16 protein-coding genes are annotated in these 17,044 nt (G+C 63.7%); 10 read left to right on the top strand and 6 right to left on the bottom strand.

Features of this window, described 5'->3' with window-relative positions:
* Positions 1–41: 41 nt before the first annotated feature.
* Together mutL and RFM40_RS29490 are read right to left on the bottom strand one after the other, a co-directional pair.
* Positions 42–1,910 (bottom strand): DNA mismatch repair endonuclease MutL, encoded by a 1,869-nt coding sequence (mutL, locus tag RFM40_RS29495; RefSeq protein WP_320278734.1) that lies wholly within the window; start codon positions 1,908–1,910, stop codon positions 42–44.
* Positions 1,911–1,955: 45 nt separating this feature from the next.
* Entirely contained in the window at positions 1,956–2,858 is a 903-nt protein-coding gene (locus tag RFM40_RS29490) for a LysR substrate-binding domain-containing protein (protein WP_320222213.1), read from the bottom strand.
* Positions 2,859–2,948: 90 nt separating this feature from the next.
* Here RFM40_RS29490 and RFM40_RS29485 point away from each other — a divergent pair, with 90 nt between their 5' ends.
* The 4 genes from RFM40_RS29485 to RFM40_RS29470 all read left to right on the top strand — a co-directional run bounded on the left by RFM40_RS29485 (position 2,949) and on the right by RFM40_RS29470 (position 7,353).
* A complete protein-coding gene (locus tag RFM40_RS29485; protein WP_320229028.1) occupies positions 2,949–4,499 on the top strand; it encodes a trimethylamine methyltransferase family protein in 1,551 nt (516 codons plus the stop codon).
* 44 nt (positions 4,500–4,543) lie between these two features.
* Positions 4,544–6,193: an ABC transporter substrate-binding protein gene (locus RFM40_RS29480; protein WP_320229029.1), complete on the top strand. Its 1,650-nt coding sequence runs from the start codon at positions 4,544–4,546 to the stop codon at positions 6,191–6,193.
* A gap of 100 nt (positions 6,194–6,293) precedes the next feature.
* Positions 6,294–6,767 (top strand): DUF3828 domain-containing protein, encoded by a 474-nt coding sequence (locus RFM40_RS29475; RefSeq protein WP_320229030.1) that lies wholly within the window; start codon positions 6,294–6,296, stop codon positions 6,765–6,767.
* Positions 6,768–6,771: 4 nt separating this feature from the next.
* Positions 6,772–7,353 (top strand): hypothetical protein, encoded by a 582-nt coding sequence (locus tag RFM40_RS29470; RefSeq protein WP_320229031.1) that lies wholly within the window; start codon positions 6,772–6,774, stop codon positions 7,351–7,353.
* Positions 7,354–7,364: 11 nt separating this feature from the next.
* On the opposite strand, the gene queF is transcribed toward RFM40_RS29470, so the two are convergent.
* A complete protein-coding gene (queF, locus tag RFM40_RS29465) occupies positions 7,365–7,826 on the bottom strand; it encodes a preQ(1) synthase (RefSeq protein WP_040986590.1) in 462 nt (153 codons plus the stop codon).
* 13 nt (positions 7,827–7,839) lie between these two features.
* Between queF and RFM40_RS29460 the strand changes: the two genes are divergently transcribed.
* From RFM40_RS29460 to RFM40_RS29450, 3 genes are all read left to right on the top strand, one after another.
* Positions 7,840–8,064 carry a hypothetical protein gene (locus RFM40_RS29460; protein ID WP_320229032.1) on the top strand — a complete coding sequence of 75 codons (225 nt, stop codon included), beginning with the start codon at positions 7,840–7,842 and terminating at the stop codon, positions 8,062–8,064.
* Positions 8,065–8,080: 16 nt separating this feature from the next.
* On the top strand, positions 8,081–10,126 hold the full coding sequence (locus RFM40_RS29455) for an NADH:flavin oxidoreductase (RefSeq protein ID WP_320278733.1): 2,046 nt from the start codon (positions 8,081–8,083) through the stop codon (positions 10,124–10,126).
* Positions 10,127–10,273: 147 nt separating this feature from the next.
* Entirely contained in the window at positions 10,274–11,005 is a 732-nt protein-coding gene (locus RFM40_RS29450; protein WP_320278732.1) for a hypothetical protein, read from the top strand.
* Between the two features lie 223 nt (positions 11,006–11,228).
* Here RFM40_RS29450 and RFM40_RS29445 read toward each other — a convergent pair whose 3' ends face one another.
* A complete protein-coding gene (locus tag RFM40_RS29445) occupies positions 11,229–11,636 on the bottom strand; it encodes a hypothetical protein (RefSeq protein ID WP_320229035.1) in 408 nt (135 codons plus the stop codon).
* Between the two features lie 156 nt (positions 11,637–11,792).
* Here RFM40_RS29445 and RFM40_RS29440 point away from each other — a divergent pair, with 156 nt between their 5' ends.
* On the top strand, positions 11,793–12,221 hold the full coding sequence (locus RFM40_RS29440; RefSeq protein WP_320222221.1) for a MarR family winged helix-turn-helix transcriptional regulator: 429 nt from the start codon (positions 11,793–11,795) through the stop codon (positions 12,219–12,221).
* A 6-nt stretch (positions 12,222–12,227) separates the two neighbouring features.
* Here RFM40_RS29440 and RFM40_RS29435 read toward each other — a convergent pair whose 3' ends face one another.
* A complete protein-coding gene (locus RFM40_RS29435) occupies positions 12,228–12,962 on the bottom strand; it encodes a polysaccharide deacetylase family protein (protein WP_320278731.1) in 735 nt (244 codons plus the stop codon).
* 72 nt (positions 12,963–13,034) lie between these two features.
* Positions 13,035–15,104, bottom strand: a complete 2,070-nt coding sequence (locus tag RFM40_RS29430; protein ID WP_320278730.1) for a putative bifunctional diguanylate cyclase/phosphodiesterase — start codon at positions 15,102–15,104, stop codon at positions 13,035–13,037.
* A gap of 288 nt (positions 15,105–15,392) precedes the next feature.
* On the opposite strand from RFM40_RS29430, the gene RFM40_RS29425 reads away from it, so the two are divergent.
* Together RFM40_RS29425 and RFM40_RS29420 are read left to right on the top strand one after the other, a co-directional pair.
* Positions 15,393–16,580 carry a glycine C-acetyltransferase gene (locus RFM40_RS29425; RefSeq protein WP_320229038.1) on the top strand — a complete coding sequence of 396 codons (1,188 nt, stop codon included), beginning with the start codon at positions 15,393–15,395 and terminating at the stop codon, positions 16,578–16,580.
* Between the two features lie 52 nt (positions 16,581–16,632).
* The coding region (locus RFM40_RS29420) for an alcohol dehydrogenase catalytic domain-containing protein (protein WP_320278729.1) at positions 16,633–17,044 on the top strand (412 nt) is incomplete at its 3' end.

The raw sequence follows: 17,044 nt of genomic DNA, 5'->3' as shown, positions 1-17,044 counted from the left end.
ATGCCGCCAATCCTGCTGTTGCGAAACGAGCCAGGGGACGCTCACCGCCGGCCGAACAGCCGTTCGATATCCGCAAGCTTGAGCTCGATATAGGTCGGGCGGCCATGGTTGCAGGTGCCGGATCCGGGCGTTGCCTCCATCTGGCGCAGCAGCGCGTTCATCTCCTCGGCCTTGAGCAGCCGGCCTGAGCGCACCGAGCCGTGGCAGGCCATGGTGGCTGCTATTCTGTCCAGCCTTTCCTTCAGCGTCTCGACCGTGTCGTTGTCGGCGATCTCGTCGGCGAGGTCGCGCACCAGTTGCTGCACATTGGTCTCGCCGAGCATCGAGGGCGTCTCGCGCACCGCGACCGCCCCAGGGCCGAAGCGTTCCAGGCCAAGTCCGAATTTGGCGAGCGTCTGCGAATGCATTGCCAGCCGCTCGGCGTCCTCTTCCGGCAGGTCGACGATCTCAGGCAAAAGCAGCATCTGCGAAGGCACGGCGCGGGAATGCAGCGCGTTCTTCAGCGCCTCGTAAACCAGACGCTCATGCGCTGCGTGCTGGTCGACGATGATGAGCGAATCCCTGGTCTGGGCGACGATGTAGTTCTCGTGCACCTGCGCGCGCGCTGCGCCCAGCGCCATGCCGAGCAGCGCTTCGGCCGGCTCGGCTGTGCCGGCCCGCGCGTCGCCGCTGGCAAGCGGTCCGGTGTCGAAGGCCGCCTGGTCGTTCTCGGCGAAGCCGTTTCGCGCTGGCCGCGCTTCACCCATATCCAGCGGCCGCTGCGGCGAGCGAGCCGGCTCGAATCCGCCGAAGCCGGAGGCGTGGTAGGCCGCTTCGTAGCTGCGGTGTCCGTTGGCCGGCCCCGGATGCGCGTACGGCGCCGCGCCCGGCCGGAACGCCGCCATCATGCCGGTCGCGCCGGTGGTCGCGGCGCGGATGCCGGCGCCGGCCAGCGCCTCGCGGATGGCGCCGACGATCAACCCGCGCACCAGGCCCGGATCGCGGAAGCGCACATCCGCTTTGGCCGGGTGCACGTTGACGTCGACCGTCGCCGGATCGATCGTCAGGAACAGCACAGTCACTGCGTGACGGTCGCGCGGCAGCACGTCGGCGAAAGCGCCGCGGATCGCGCCGGCAATCAGCTTGTCGCGCACCGGCCGGCCGTTGACATAGGCATATTGCTGCAGCGCATTGGCGCGCGTGTAGGACGGGATCGAGACGTGGCCGGCAAGATGCACGCCGTCGCGCATGGCATCGATGGCAATGGCATTGTCGGGGAAATCCTTGCCCATCACTTGCGCGACGCGGGCGAGCCGGCCGTCCGGCGTGTCGCCGGTCGCCGGCAGTTCCAGCGTCGAACGGTCGGAGCCGGCGAGCGTGAAACGCACCGAAGGGAAGGCGATGGCGATGCGCTTCACCACGTCGCTGGTGGCCGAGCTTTCGGCGCGCTCGCCCTTCATGAATTTGAGCCGTGCGGGCGTCGCGAAGAACAGGTCGCGCACTTCCACGGTTGTGCCGCGATTGGCGGCCGCCGGCTTCACCGCCGAGACGCGGCCGCCCTCGATGCCGATCTCGGCCGCGCTGTCGCCCGTAGCTGTGCGTGAGCGGATCGAGAGCCGCGCCACCGAGCCGATCGAGGGCAGCGCCTCGCCGCGGAACCCCAGCGAGCGGATGTCGTGGATGTCGTCGGAAAGCTTCGAGGTGCAGTGGCGGGCAACCGCTAGCGACAATTCCGGTTCGGCAATGCCCGAGCCGTCGTCGGTGACGCGGATGAGGGAGAGCCCGCCACCGGCGGTGACGATCTCGACACGGGATGCGCCGGCATCGAGCGCGTTCTCGACCAGCTCCTTCACCACGCTCGCCGGACGCTCGATCACCTCGCCGGCGGCGATCTGGTTGATCATCGTTTCGGAAAGCTGGCGAATGGGCATCTGTGGATTATAGGCGGATTCGAATGGCGAGGGGGAGGGGCTACGTCACGCCTGCGCCACCAGCCAGTCCCTGACCTTGCGCGCGTTGTCGCTGAGCTCGCGGTTCTTCGGCCAGATCACGTAGAACGCTATGCCGGTTTTCATCACATGGTCGGTCACCGGCACCAGCAGGCCGGATGCCACCAGCCGCTCGACGAGATGGCGCCAGCCGAGCGCGATGCCTTGTCCTTCCATAACCGCTTGGATCACCAGGGCGTAGTCGTTGATGCGCAGGCCGCGCTCGGCATTGCGCAGACTGGTTCCGGCGGATGCGAACCATTCGTCCCAGTTCGGGGCCTCGCGATAGGGCTCCTCGAGATGGATGAGCCGGTGCGTGGCGAGTTCCGCGACGGTCTCCGGCCGGCCAAACTTGGCGAGATAGCTGGGGCCCGCGACCGGAAAGATCTCCTCGTCGGAGAGCGGCAGCGAATGATAATCCGGCCAGTGTCCCGGCACGCCGCCGCGCACGCCGAGCGGGATGCCTTCGGCGATGATGTCGAGGTCGCGGTCGGCCGTCTGGATGCGGAGATCAATGCCGGGCAGTGCGTCGCGGAACCGCTGCAGGCGCGGCATCATCCAGAAGGAACCGAATGCGGTCGAGGCGGCAAGCGTCACATGACCGCCGCTCACCTGCAGGCGAAGGTCCTCGGCCGACTTGCGTATATGCGACAAGCCCAGCGAAACGTCGGCATGGAAGCGCTCACCCGCTTCCGTCAGGAGCACCTGCCGGTGGCGGCGCTGAAAGAGTTTGGCGCCGAGCTGTTCCTCCAGCCCGCGCACCGCATAGGAAACGGCCGCCTGCGTCATGCCGAGCTCGCGCCCGGCGGCGGTGAAGCTGGACAGCCGGCCCGCCGCTTCGAAGACGATAAGGCTGCCGGCCGAGGGCAGGAGGTGTCGTAGGCTTCGCATAAGTGCAGCTTATACAAGAGATCAGGATTTTCCAGCGTCACAGCCATATTTCGTCTCGCTAACTTGGCGGGGCGGGAAGAAGGAGACCCCATGAACGCACCGGCCGCTGAAACGATCGAACCGACCCACCGCCGCGGCGGCGGCCGTCTTGGGCGCAAGGCGCTGAGAAGCGCGCCGGTTGCGTCGTTTCCGACGCTTGTCCGGCAGATTCCCGTCTACGAGATCGTTCCCGACGAGGCGGTGGAGCTGATCCACGAGGAGTCGCTCAAAATCCTCGAGGAGGTGGGCTGCGAATTCCGCGATGACGAGGCGATCGCGCTTTGGAAGGCCGCGGGCGCCGACGTCAGGGAAACGCGTGTTCGCATCGACCGCGCGCTCCTGATGGAGCTCGTCTCGAAGGTTCCGCCGGAATTCACGCTTCACGCGCGCAATCCCGAGCGCACCGTCCGCGTCGGCGGCAAGAACTCGATCTTCGTGCCGATGTATGGCGCGCCCTATGTGCGTGACCTCGACAACAAACGGCGCTACGGCACGCTCGCCGACCTCAACAATTTCCACAAGCTCGCCTACATGGCGCCGGCATTACATTCCTCGAGCTCGATCATCTGCGAGCCGATGGAGATCCCGGTGCCGAAGCGACACCTCCACATCATCCATTCTGCGCTGAAACATTCCGACAAGCCGTTTATGGGGATCGTGACGTCGAAGGAGCGCGCCGAGGACACGATGGCGATGGCTGGCATCGTGTTCGGCGAGGATTTCGTCCGCGACAACCCGGTGCTGGTGGCGATCACCAACTGCAATTCGCCGCTGGTATGGGACGCCACCATGCTCGACGCCATGCGGGTCTATGCGCGCCACAACCAGCCGCTGATCCTGGCGCCCTTCGCGCTCTGCGGCGCCTCGACTTCCGCCTCCGCGGTCGGCGCGGTCGCGCAGGTCAATGCCGAGGCGCTTGCGGGCGTGGCCTTCACCCAGCTCATCCGCCCTGGCTCGCCGCAGATCTACGGCCAGTTCATGGTCACCGTCGACATGAAGACCGGCGCCCCGATGGGCGGTACGCCCGAGGCGGCGCAGATGATGTATCTGATGGGCGCGCTGGCGCGAAAATACAAGCTGCCGTGGCGCACGTCCGGCTTCCATGTCGGCTCCAAGCTCAACGACGCCCAGGCGGGCTACGAGGCGAACATGCTGATGCATGCCGCGATCCTCGCCGGCGCCAACTACATCTGGCACTCGGCCGGTTGGCTGGAAGCCGGCCTCACCTGCGGCTACTCGAAATTCGCCACCGACTGCGAGCAACTGGTCGGCTGGTACAAATATGCCGGCGGCCTTCCCTTCGATGATTTCAAGGACGCTCTTGCCGCGATCCGCGAGGTCGGTCCGCAGGGGCATTTCCTCGGCACGCAGCACACGCTCGAACATTTCGAGCGCGCCTTCTTCATGCCGAGCATCATGGACTTTAACTCCTTCGAACAATGGACAGCGGAAGGCGCGAAGGATCATGATACGCGCGGCTTGGAAAAGGCGCGCAATATGCTCGCCGATTATCAGGAACCGAAACTCGACGAGGGCGTCGCCGAAGGTCTCAAGGATTTGATCGCGCGGCGCGAGGAAAAGCTGCCTGATAGCGTTAGTTGACAGAGAACGGGCGAAGACCCGCCGAAACCAATGGGAGAAAGAAAATGACAATCTTCAAAAGCAATGGTGACCGTGTCCCCGCCGCGATCGAGGCGATGGCGGAAGAAGCGCGGGCGGGCCGCATGGACCGGCGCGAATTCCTGGCGCTGGCAAGCGCCTTCGGCGCATCGACGGCTTTCGCCTATGGTATGATCGGTCTTGCCGCGCCGACAAAAGCCCTGGCCGACGAGCCGAAGAAGGGCGGCACGCTGCATGTCTCGATGTCGGTGAAGGCGCAGAAGGATCCGCGCACCTATGACTGGGTGGAGATGGCAAACGTCACCCGCACCTGGCTGGAGCCGCTTGTGCGCTACACCAAGCAGTTCACCTTCGAACCGGTGCTGCTCGAAAGCTGGGACGTCAACGACGACGCCACCGAATACACGCTGCATCTGCGCAAGGGCGTGACCTGGAACAATGGCGACGCCTTCAACGCCGATGACGTGGCCTTCAATCTGACGCGCTGGTGCGACAAGGGCGCCTCGGGCAATTCCATGGCTGCGCGCGTCGGCGCGCTGATCGACGCCAAGACCGGCAAGGCCAGGGACGGTGCCATCACTAAGGTCGACGACAACACGGTCAAGCTGAAACTCAACGAACCCGACATCTCTATCATTCCGAATTTCACCGACTATCCGGCGCTGGTGGTCCACCGCAACTTCGATGCCGATGGCGCGGATCCGATCAAGAAGCCGATCGGCACCGGACCTTTCGAGCTGGTGTCCTACGCGGTCGGCCAGAAGGCGGTGGTCAAGCGTCGAGAGAACGGCAAGTGGTGGGGCGGCGAGGCGCCGCTCGACGGCGTCGAGTTCATAGACTACGGCACCGACTTCAACGCCACGGTGAATGCCTTCGATTCCGGCGAGATCGACATCAATTTCGAGACACCCGCAGACTTCATCGACATCCTCGACAAGATGGATCTGGTGAAATCGGAGGTCGCGACCGCGACCACGCTGGTTGCCCGCACCAACATCACGCACAAGCCTTATGACGACCAAAAGGTGCGCAACGCGCTGCAGATGGCGGTCGACAACAACCAGGTGCTGCAGCTTGGCTATAACGGCCGCGGCACGGTCGGGGAGAACCACCATGTCAGCCCGATCCACCCGGAATATTATCCGCTGCCCAAGAAGAGCCGCGATGCGGCCGGCGCCAAGAAGCTGATGGCCGATGCCGGACAGGCCGACTTCGAGCACGAGCTGATCACCGTCGAGGACGAGTGGCAGAAGAACACCGGCGATGCGATCGCCGGCCAGCTGCGCGATGCGGGCATCAAGGTGAAGCGCACGGTGCTGCCGGGCTCGACCTTCTGGAACGACTGGACGAAGTATCCTTATTCCATGACCATCTGGTACATGCGCCCCCTCGGCGTGCAGGTGCTGGCGCTGGGCTACCGCACCGGCGAGGCCTGGAATGAGACGGCCTATTCGAACCCGGACTTCGATGCCAAGCTCAAGCAGGCGCTGTCGCTCATCGACGTCGACAAGCGCAAGGAGGTGATGAAGGACGTCGAGCAGATCCTGCAGGACTCCGGCGTCATAATCCAGCCGTTCTGGCAGAAGCTCTACAGCCACACCAACAAGAAGGTGAAGAATTACGGCGTCCACCAGACCTTCGAGATGGACCTCTACAACGTCTGGCTGGAGGCCTGAGACGGGCAGCGCAAGGACTTCATGCGCCGCGAAAAAGCCGATATGCAGGATGCGTGGTGGTGATCTTGCCGCCACGCCGCCGAACATCCGGAGATCCTGCATGAGACCGATAGTGCTGGCCGCTGCCATGTCGATCGCCTTGCCCGCCGCGGCGCTGGCAGGGCAGGCTTCCAACGCCGTGAAGTTCTTCTATGTACCGTCAGTGAAGTTCGAGGCGGATGCGAAATACCGCGACCGCTTCACCGAGCCGGTCACCAAGCTCTTCGAGCTCAACGACAAGGCGCAGAAGGAGAAACCGGACGAGGTATCCTGCATCGATTTCGACCCCGGCCTCGACGCGCAGGATTTCGACCAGAAGACCCTGTCGAAGACCCTGAAACTGGCCGAGACCGTCCATGGCGACACCGCCGAGGTGACGGCAAGCTTCAATCTTTTCCCGGAAGGCGATGACTCCAAACGCGAAATGGTGTGGTCGCTGAAGAAAATGGACGGCAAGTGGAAGATCGCCGACATCATCTCCAAGACCAGCGACTGGACGCTGAGCGCGCTGGGATGTGGCTCATCGGCGGAGTGATCCCATGCTTCGCCGCCTCGCTCTCGCGCTGGCAAGTGCCTCGATGCTGGCCGCGGGGCTGAGCGGCAGCGCCTCGGCGCAGGGGCTGTTCGGCTCGCCGCCGCCGAACGCCTCATCCGGCGACAACGCGCCGGCGGACGACAAGTCGCCACCGGCCACAACGCCGGCACCGGCCGACCCGGCGCCTGCCGCGCCCGTCCTGCCTGGATCGCCAACGGCGGTGGTGAAGCCCTTCTACGAGCATCTCGGGCTGGAACTGGACCCAGCCCAGCGCAACAACTTCATCGATCCGGCCAAGAGCGTGCTGGACAAGAGCGATGCACTCAGAGCCTCGGGGCAGGGCGAATGCCTAGACCCCAACATGGCGCTCGACAATGCCGACTACGACAAGCTCGCCATCGACAAGAGCCTGCGCACCATCGAAGCCATCAATGGCGACGAAGCCAAGGTGGTCGTTGCCTTTGTCGTCGAAGGCCACCAGCATCGCCTCGAATGGAAGCTGAGGAAGGTCGACGGCAATTGGAAGATCTCCGACCTTCTGTCGGTGACCGGCGAATGGGCTCTCAGTCAATACCAGTGCGAATGATGGTGGTTGCCTCAACCCCTTCCGCGATAGGGCGCAACGCCGGTGTCGGGCAGCCAGGCGTCCTTGGGTGGTGCGCCCGTCTGCCAGAAGACGTCGATCGGGATGCCGCCGCGCGGGAACCAGTAGCCGCCGACGCGCAGCCAGAGCGGCTTGGTCGCCTCCACGATGCGGCGGCCGATCATCACCGTGCATTCCTCGTGGAAGGCGCCGTGGTTGCGGAACGAGGTCATGAACAGCTTCAGCGACTTCGATTCCACCAGCGTCTTGTCGGGCGCGTAGTCGATGACGATGTGGGCGAAATCCGGCTGGCCGGTGACCGGGCAGAGCGAGGTGAACTCCGGGCAGGTGAAGCGCACGATCGCCGGCGGTCCGTCGCCGCGCTGGAACGGCACGGTCTCCAGGACCGCCTGTTCCGGGCTCTGTGGCGTCTCGACGTGCTTGCCGAGTTGGGTGAGGTTCTTTGCATCAGTCATGGGCGGAGCCTTCTTGGTTTTTGTCGCTCCTTTAGCATCGGACCGAAAAGTGCGCAGCGGTTTTCGGACGAATCCGGTGCGTGAAATAGAAGCATCGGAGCGAAAAATGCGCGGCGGTTTTCGGTCCAATCCGATGCGTGAAATGGAAGCATCGAACCGAAAAATGCGCGGCGCTTTTTCGGGTGGTCCGATGCGTGAAACGGAAACAGGAGCCGCACGTTGCTCCCGCACAATTTGAAAACGGCAGGAACACGATGACCAGCAACGACCCGCTTCTCCAACCGTACCAGCTCAAGCACCTGACGATGAAGAACCGGGTGATGTCGACCAGCCATGAGCCGGCCTATTCCGAGGACGGCATGCCAAAGGAGCGCTACCGGCTCTACCATGCCGAGAAGGCCAAGGGCGGCATGGCGCTGACCATGACGGCGGGCTCCGCGATCGTCTCGCGCGACAGCCCGGCCGCCTTCGGCAATCTGCACGTCTATGACGACCGCATCGTGCCGTGGCTGGCAGAGCTCACGGAGGCCTGCCACGAGCATGACTGCAAGGTGATGATCCAGATCACCCATCTCGGCCGCCGCACCGGCTGGAACAAGGCCGACTGGCTGCCGGTGCTTTCGGCCTCGCCGGTGCGCGAGCCGGCGCATCGCGCCTTTCCGAAAACCATCGAGGATTGGGACATCGAGCGCATCGTCGCCGACTATGCGGCGGCCGCTCAGCGCTGCCAGGCGGCCGGCCTCGACGGTATCGAATTCGAATCCTACGGCCATCTGATGGACGGCTTCTGGTCGCCGGCCACCAACCAGCGCGACGACGATTTCGGCGGCTCGCTGGACAACCGGCTCCGCTTCACCAACATGGTGCTCGACGCCGTGCGCGCGGCGGTCGGTGAGAAATTCATCGTCGGCATCCGCATGGTTGCGGATGAGGATTTCGAAAAGGGCCTGTCGAAGGAGGAAGGCATCGAGATCGCCAGGCGGCTGGCCAAGTCAGGCAAGGTCGATTTCCTCAACATCATCCGCGGCTCGATCGAGACCGATGCGGCATTGACCAAGGTCATCCCGGTCACCGGCATGCGTTCCTCGCCGCATCTCGACTTCGCCGGCGAGGTGAGGGCGGCGACCAAGTTCCCGACCTTCCATGCGGCGCGCATCTCCGATGTCGCTACCGCGCGCCATGCGATCGCCACCGGCAAGCTCGACATGGTCGGCATGACGCGCGCCCACATCGCCGACCCGCATATCGTGCGGAAAGTAATGGAAGGCCGGGAGCATGAGATCAGGCCTTGCGTCGGCGCCACTTATTGCCTCGACCGCATCTATGAAGGCGGCGAGGCGCTCTGTGTCCACAATGCGGCGACCGGGCGCGAAGCGACCATCCCGCACATCATCGCGAAAAGCGAAGGACTGAGGAAAAAGGTCGTGGTCGTGGGCGCCGGAGCCGGCGGCCTGGAAGCCGCGCGTGTCGCGGCCGAACGCGGCCATCAGGTGACTGTGCTCGAAGCGTCCAGCCAGGCAGGCGGCCAGGTGCGGCTCGCGACTCAGAACCCGCGCCGCAAGGAGCTCATCGGCATCATCGACTGGCGGCTTGCCGAGCTCGACCGGCTCGGCGTTGAGATCCGCTACGACACCTGGGCGGAGAAGGACGACGTTCTGGCGCTGTCGCCGGACGTGGTGATTGTGGCCACCGGCGGCCTGCCGCAGAACCCGCCGCTGAGCGCCGGCGACAATCTCGTCACCTCGAGCTGGGACATCATGGCGGGCAGCGTCAAGCCGGCCGAGAACGTGCTGCTCTATGACGACAATGGCGGCCATCAAGGCATGGGCGCGGCGGAATTGATCGCCAACAGCGGCGCGAAGCTGGAGCTGGTTTCGCCCGAACGCTTCTTCGCGCCGGAAATGGGCGGCCTGAACCACGTGCCCTATATGCGCGCCTTCCACGAGAAAGGCGTCACCGTCACCATCAACACCCGCCTGCGCTCGGTGCGACGCGAGGGCAACCAGCTCGTCGCCGAGCTGGCGTCGGACTTCGCCGATGGCTGGCGTGGCGAGCGGCGCGTCGACCTGGTGGTGGTCGAGCACGGCACGGCGCCGCTCGACGATCTCTATCTGTCGCTGAAGCCGCTGTCGAAGAATGGCGGCGCGGTCGACTACGAGCGGCTGGTCAGCGGCGGCGATATTTTTCCGCAGCGCAATCCCGAAGGCGGCTTCGTGTTGTTCCGCATCGGCGACGCGGTCGCCTCGCGCAACATCCACGCCGCCATCTATGACGGCATCAGGTTCGGAATCCGGATCTGAGTCTCAGTAGCCCAAACGGGTCAGACTGGACTTGGCCATACGGCATTCAGCAAGACTGGACTCGGTTGGTTGTATCTGCAATTTTCCGGCGCCGATCCAGGGGAGGCACAACCTGTGCTGAGGGGTCTGCACAGTCGGGGGGCTTGCTTGACCGAACTATTCGTTCCGCGCCAGACCAACACGGCGCTTTATATGCAGCTTTACGAAGCCGGGCATGCGGTGGACGATATCGTCCGCGTCCAAAAGGCCTACCGCGTGGGGTGTGCAATGTTCAACGGCCGCTACCGCAAGACGGGACGGCCTTTCATCTGCCATGCGGTGGGGGCAGCGTCATCGGTCGCGCATTTCGACAAGGATCTTGATCTTGTCATCGCGGCGATGTTTCACGCCGCTTATGACAGTGGCCAGTATCCGGACGGCAAATCCAGCCGGCGCAGCGATGCGCACCGCAGGTGGCTGGAGCCAAAGATCGGAGCCACGGTGGAAGGTCTCGTCGCGCGGGTCGATGCAATGAAGTTCGACACTGGAGATCCCGAGCGTCTTGTAGAGAAAGGTGTGCCGGCAGGCGACGAGGATGTCCTGTTCCTGCGGCTTGCCCACGAGATCGATGACTTGGCTGACGGAGGGCTGGCATTCGCGCCCAAATATGGCCGGTCGATAGAATCGCGGATTACGGCTTGCGCTATCCTCGCCAGGCGGCTGGGTCGTGAGCGCTTGGCCGCGACCATAGAAACCTATGGCAGTCTGTACGAGACGCAGGCGCGGGCGGCCGCGTTGCACGAGCCTAAGCTGGAAGGTTTTCGCATCGCGCCGAACATGCGCACCTACATAAAGCTGCGTCGGGAAAGTCTACGTGGCGGTTCGGTCGAGGTGATCTAGAGCAATTCCAGGAAAAGTGCGAAACGGTTTTCCGCCCGGAATTGCGCAAAAAAATACTCAGAGCGGTTCAGCGATTCTGTGAAACGCTGAACCGCTCTGACGCGCCAAAGGCCGAGGGATTGAAGAAACGCACCGGACCTTCACAAGGAGAGCCACCTGCCGCGTTGGTCCGGTGCGTCGCGCACGGTCGCCGACCTGCGCCGGCACCGCGCGATCGGTTTTCCTAGAACATCCGGGCGGTGGCCATGCAGAACACGGTGATGACCAGCAGCCCGCCGGCGATGCGTTCGCCCCTGGTCATTTTCGCCCGCAGCTGGGTTTGCGTCGCCGCATCGGTGCCGGCCAGCTGCCGGCTCGCAGAGGCCACAACGGCGCCCTGCACGCCGGCGGCGATCAGCGCCGTCGCAATGCCCAACGCGAGCACCATCTCCATCGAGCCGAAAGCACCCTCATGGAAGAAATACCAGAGCAGCAGACCGGTCAGGAACACCACGCCGGAGGCGCCGAGCTGCGGCCGGATGAAGCGCTCCGCCTTGATCTCCGGATCGCGCGCGACCGCGATGGTCGTGCCGGCCCAGAACACGCCGGCCATGACATGCAGGCCGATGACGACAATGTAGACATATTGCATGACCGCATTCCTCTTTCCGCCCGCCGCCACGATCTGCCGCCGCATCGCCTTCAGTCCGGCGACGTCATCAATAAGACAAAGTTAGATATCTAATTGTTAGATGTCAATGCATGATGCCGAGTTTCGCATGTCCCTTGCTTGTCCTAGTGTTCAACCATGACTCCGTTTGACCGCCCGCCAGTCGGCATGAATCTCGCTCGCACCTCCAAGATCGTGGCGCAGGCCTTCGACGCTGCAATGGTCGAGGCCGGCGGGACGCTGCCGGTCTGGCTAACCTTGCTGTCGGTCAAGTCGAAGGAACTGGCTAACCAGCGCGAGCTTGCCGGCATGATCGGCATCCAGGGCGCGACGCTGACGCATCATCTCAACGCTATGGAGGCGCAAGGATTGCTGACGCGCCGGCGCGATCCGGAGAATCGAAGGGTCCATCAGGTGGCGTTGACCGAGGCCGGCGAAGCCATGTTCGAGAAGTTGCGCCTCGCAGCGATTGACTTCGACAGGCGGTTGCGAGCCGGAATTGCAGATGAGAGACTGGCCGAATTCGCCGAGGTGCTTGCAGCACTTCGGGCGAATGCCGGGGGTTAAGACGCCTCAGTCATAGGTGGGGATGGCTCCGAAGGCGTAGCGGCGCAGCTTGAGCGCCGTAATCAGCGCCGTCAGCTTCGCCTTGCCGTCGAAGGCGTCCTGGAACATCTCGTCATGCATCAACAGGATCAGCTTGCCCGGCTTGACGAAATGGCCGTAGCCGAACAGATGGTCGATCTCGCTGACCAGATGGTCGACGCTCTGCACCGGCTTGCCGCTGTCCTCATGCACCCACTCATGGTCCCAGCCATAGAGCCAGAAGCCTGACGCGGCGACGAACTCGTAGTCGGGATCCTCGCGTCCGGCCTGCGCCAGCCCGAGCGAGTTGTCGTCCTTCGACATCGACGGCAGCCGGAACACGTCGCGCCCGGGCAGCCGCGCGTGTACGGCGGGCTTTAGGCCAAGCACGGTATTCGCCCTCAGCATGTCGGCGACCACGCCTTCGGTGTCGCCGTAGAAATGCCGGTAGTGATTATAGGCGTGGCTGTAGCTATGATTGCCGATCGTCACCAGCGGCATCGACTTCGCCCGCGGCACCAGCACCCGATTGGTCGCGTTGGCCCCGACATGCATGCCGACCATGAACAAAGTTGCCGGCACCTGCTCTGCCTGCAGCACGTCGAGAATGTTGGCGGTGCCGTTCAGCGGGCCGTCATCGAAGGTGAGATAGATGGTGCGATCTGCTGCGAGCGCCGGAGATGCGACAAGTAGCCAGAGCGTTGCGGCGAGACGAAGCAGCATCGGCAAGACCCGTTTGCGATCACGGCAAGCCGCCATGTCCGCGATGGCCTGCCAAGCTCATGACGGATCGCGCTAAGCCAGGCTGCCTTGCAGCACCTTGAGCTTCGCCTTCTTCGGGCTGCGCGCCAGCAGCCATTCGCGCGCCTTGTCCTGGGGCATCGGAAAGGCGATCGAATAGCCCTGCACCTGGTCGCAGCCGATCGCCATCAGGGAGTCGAGCTCGGCCTCGGTCTCGGCGCCTTCGGCGACGATCGAGATGCCGAGACCCCGGGCAAGCTCGGTAATGGCGCGCACGATCTTGGTGTTGTCGCCGTTCTCGTTGATGTTCTGGACGAAGCGGCGATCGATCTTCAGCCGGTCGATCTCGTTCGGGTTGACGTGGCTTAGCGAAGCATAGCCGGTGCCGAAATCGTCGAGCTCGAGATGCACGCCGGCGGCGCGGATATGCCTGAGCTTGGCGGCGATGCCGGTCTTCTCGTCGTCGAGGATGACGGATTCGACGATTTCCAGCGACAATTTCTGCGGCGCGAGCCCGGCCCGCTCCAGCGTTCCGAACAGGAACTGGTCGAAGTCCGGCTCGCGCAGCTCGGTGCCCGAGACATTGACGGCGATGCGTCCGAAGTCGATGCCGGCGCGGTCCCACTCGGCGGCTTCGTCGATCGCCTTGGTGATGACGATGCGGCCGATATCCGGCATGAAGCCGCATTTCTCCGCCACAGGGATGAATTCGCCGGGCGAGATCATGCCGCGCGCGGCATGCTTCCAGCGCACCAGCGCCTCGATGCCGCTGATCTTGCCGCTGGTCAGCGACACCTGCGGCTGGAAATAGACCTCGAAGGTCTTTTCCGCGATCGCCGTGCGGATGTCCTGTTCGAGCTGCTTGCGGTAGTCGAGCTCGCGCCGAAGTTCTTCGGAGAAGAAGGAGAAGCTGCCGCCGCCGAGTTTCTTGGCGGAGTAGAGGGCGAGATCGGCATGGACGAGCAGGTCCTGCGCATTGTCGGCATCGATCGGGTAGACGGCGATGCCGGCGCTGGCGCCGGGCATGATGGTCGTGCCCTGGAAGATGATCGGCTCGTTGATCTCGTCCAGGATGCGCTTGGCCAGGGCATGGATATCCTCGGTGGAGCCGGCGCCGTTGAGGATCATCACGAATTCGTCGCCGCCGAGCCGGGCGCAAAGATCCGACGCACGGCAGGAATCGCGCATGCGCTGCGCGGTGACGACAAGCACATAGTCGCCCGCTGCGTGCCCCAAAGTGTCGTTGATCTGCTTGAAGCGATCGAGGTCGAACTGGATCACCGCCAGCCGCTCGCGGCGGCGGTGCGCGCCCTTGATCAGCGTGTCGAAATGATCGGTGAGGAAGGTGCGGTTGTGCAGGCCGGTCAGTCCGTCATGCACGGCGATGAAAGCCATCGAATTGCGCGCGTCGACCAGCTCATGCGTCTTGCGCAGGATCGCCTTCGACATCGGCCGGAAGATGAACAGGGCCACCAGCACGATGACGCCGATGGTGGCGAAGAACAGCGTGCGGTGCAGGTCGAGCATCTCGTCAGACCGCTCGTTGGCAAAGGCGCTGATGCGCTGGCCGAGCGCGGCATAGCCGGACAGGGTCGCGTTGGCGACGGAGGCGTCGATGCCAACGCGTTCACCGCCCCCTTTGTAGCCGTCGCTTTTCATGCCGAGCTGCGATTCGAAAGACGATACCAATCGATCACCATTCGCAATCAGGCCGACCGAGAAATAGTCGAGGTGGAACGGTTTGCTGAACAGCACATACTCGATCGATTTCGGATCGTTGCGTGCGGGCGACAGCGGATCGGCGCCGGTCTGCTTGAGCAGCCGCTCGTAGTTGGTCTCGAACTCGGCCGTCGCCTGCTTGAGCGCGGTGACAAGCGCCGGCTGCTTGTCGCGCGAGGCGGCACCGGTGGCGCTGGCCAGAAAGACGACACGCTGCGACAGCGCCTTCTGCGTCGAGACGATATCGAGCAGCGCATCATTGTGCTGCTGCTGCGCCATCAATTGCTGCAGAAGGACGAAGGACGCCATCACCATGGCGGCGATGATCATGAGCGCCAGCCAGTAGCCGGTCTTGATGAGCAGAATCAGCTTGCGCGAAACGCTCTGCACTGGCTGCTGCGACATAACTTGGTGACCCCTCCGGTCGACGGATTCCTGCCCTGGATTCGTGGCGAGAAGACCCTTGACGTGAAAGGGTTAACAGCTCGGCAAGCAGGCGCGGCGCTCATCCCGACGGCGTGACAAAGCTGACAAGATGGTTATCGCGTCCTTTCGAGCGTAGTTGGCATTTGAGTGCATCGTCATCCCGCCCTGATCGCAAAGCTTTCGCGACGCCACCGAAGCGGTCGTTTTTGCGATGGATTTTTCTTGCCCGCGGCGCGACAGTCCGCGTCAAACGAACAGGGCCACACCATGAGCGCAGCGTTTCTCTCCCACATCGACAACGAGCTTCAGGGGCTGAAATCGGCCGGACTCTACAAGTCCGAGCGGGTCATCTCCTCGATGCAGTCGGCCGAGATCGAGGTTGCCGGCCAGAAGGTGCTGAATTTCTGCGCCAACAATTATCTCGGCCTCGCCGACAGCCCCGAATTGCGCGAGGCCGCGAAACAGGCGCTCGACCGCTACGGCTACGGCATGGCCTCGGTGCGCTTCATCTGCGGCACGCAGGAGGAGCACAAGCAGCTCGAAGCAACGATCTCGTCCTTCCTCGGCATGGAGGACACCATCCTCTACGGCTCCTGCTTCGACGCCAATGGCGGTCTGTTCGAGACGCTGCTCGGCGAGGAGGACGCCGTCATCTCGGACGCGTTGAACCACGCCTCCATTATCGATGGCGTCCGGCTCTCCAAGGCAAAGCGCTTCCGCTACGCCAACAACGATATGGCCGACCTCGAAGCGCGGCTGGAGGAGGCGAAGGACTGCCGGTTCCGACTGATCGCCACCGATGGCGTGTTCTCGATGGATGGCATCATCGCCAACCTGCGAGGCGTGTGCGACCTCGCCGAAAAATACGATGCCATGGTCATGGTCGACGACAGCCACGCAGTCGGCTTCGTCGGCAAGAACGGCCGCGGCTCGGCCGAGCATTGCGGCGTCGAGGGCAGGGTGGATATCATCACAGGCACGCTCGGCAAGGCGCTGGGCGGCGCTTCCGGCGGCTATACGTCGGGGAAGAAACAGGTGGTCGAGTGGCTGCGTCAGCGCTCGCGTCCCTATCTTTTCTCCAACACGCTGATGCCCGCGATCGCCGGCGCCTCGCTGAAAGTGTTCGAGCTGGTCCGCAATGGCGGCGCGCTGCGCGAGCGCCTATATGCCAATGCGCAACGTTTCCGGTCTGAGATGGGCAAGCTCGGCTTTACGCTTGCCGGCGCGGATCATCCGATCATCCCGGTGATGTTGGGCGACGCAGCTCTTGCGCAGGAGATGGCGCAACGCATGCTGAAGCGCGGCATCTATGTCATCGGCTTCTCCTTCCCGGTGGTGCCGAAAGGCCAGGCGCGCATCCGCACGCAGATGTCGGCGGCCCATTCCAGCGCCGATATCGATCGCGCGGTCGAGGCATTCGGCGCGATCGGCAAGGAACTGGGCGTGATTTCCTGAACGGCCGACATCGAAAAGCGATTCCGGATCAAGGGATTCAAGGAACAAAAGAATGTCGAACATGATGAAGGCGCTGGTGAAGGCCAAGGCCGAGCCGGGCATCTGGATGGAAGAGGTACCGGTGCCGGAGATCGGCCCCAACGACGTGTTGATCAAGATCAAGAAGACCGCGATCTGCGGCACCGACGTCCACATCTACAATTGGGACCAGTGGGCGCAGAAGACCGTGCCGGTGCCGATGGTGACCGGGCATGAATTCGTTGGCACCGTGGCCGACTATGGCGCCGCGGTCACCGAATACAAGGTCGGCCAGCGCGTCTCGGGCGAGGGCCACATCGTCTGCGGCCACTGCCGCAACTGCCGCGCCGGGCGAGGGCATCTCTGCCGCAACACGCTCGGCGTCGGCGTCAACCGTCCGGGCGCCTTCGGCGAGTACATGGCGATCCCGCAGCACAATGTCGTGC

Source organism: Mesorhizobium captivum, assembly GCF_033977165.1.
GTDB lineage: Bacteria > Pseudomonadota > Alphaproteobacteria > Rhizobiales > Rhizobiaceae > Mesorhizobium > Mesorhizobium captivum.
This window is presented reverse-complemented; position numbering and strand designations above follow the sequence as displayed.

What these genes read in the sequence shown, in the direction of transcription:
- RFM40_RS29455 (WP_320278733.1), top strand. Translation starts at nt 8,081, where the DNA reads ATGACCAGCAACGACCCGCTTCTCCAACCGTACCAGCTCAAGCACCTG.
- RFM40_RS29480 (WP_320229029.1), top strand. Translation starts at nt 4,544, where the DNA reads ATGACAATCTTCAAAAGCAATGGTGACCGTGTCCCCGCCGCGATCGAG.
- RFM40_RS29485 (WP_320229028.1), top strand. Translation starts at nt 2,949, where the DNA reads ATGAACGCACCGGCCGCTGAAACGATCGAACCGACCCACCGCCGCGGC.
- RFM40_RS29440 (WP_320222221.1), top strand. Translation starts at nt 11,793, where the DNA reads ATGACTCCGTTTGACCGCCCGCCAGTCGGCATGAATCTCGCTCGCACC.
- queF (WP_040986590.1), bottom strand. Translation starts at nt 7,826, where the DNA reads ATGACTGATGCAAAGAACCTCACCCAACTCGGCAAGCACGTCGAGACG.
- RFM40_RS29435 (WP_320278731.1), bottom strand. Translation starts at nt 12,962, where the DNA reads ATGCTGCTTCGTCTCGCCGCAACGCTCTGGCTACTTGTCGCATCTCCG.
- RFM40_RS29475 (WP_320229030.1), top strand. Translation starts at nt 6,294, where the DNA reads ATGAGACCGATAGTGCTGGCCGCTGCCATGTCGATCGCCTTGCCCGCC.
- RFM40_RS29445 (WP_320229035.1), bottom strand. Translation starts at nt 11,636, where the DNA reads ATGCAATATGTCTACATTGTCGTCATCGGCCTGCATGTCATGGCCGGC.
- mutL (WP_320278734.1), bottom strand. Translation starts at nt 1,910, where the DNA reads ATGCCCATTCGCCAGCTTTCCGAAACGATGATCAACCAGATCGCCGCC.
- RFM40_RS29430 (WP_320278730.1), bottom strand. Translation starts at nt 15,104, where the DNA reads ATGTCGCAGCAGCCAGTGCAGAGCGTTTCGCGCAAGCTGATTCTGCTC.
- RFM40_RS29490 (WP_320222213.1), bottom strand. Translation starts at nt 2,858, where the DNA reads ATGCGAAGCCTACGACACCTCCTGCCCTCGGCCGGCAGCCTTATCGTC.
- RFM40_RS29470 (WP_320229031.1), top strand. Translation starts at nt 6,772, where the DNA reads ATGCTTCGCCGCCTCGCTCTCGCGCTGGCAAGTGCCTCGATGCTGGCC.
- RFM40_RS29425 (WP_320229038.1), top strand. Translation starts at nt 15,393, where the DNA reads ATGAGCGCAGCGTTTCTCTCCCACATCGACAACGAGCTTCAGGGGCTG.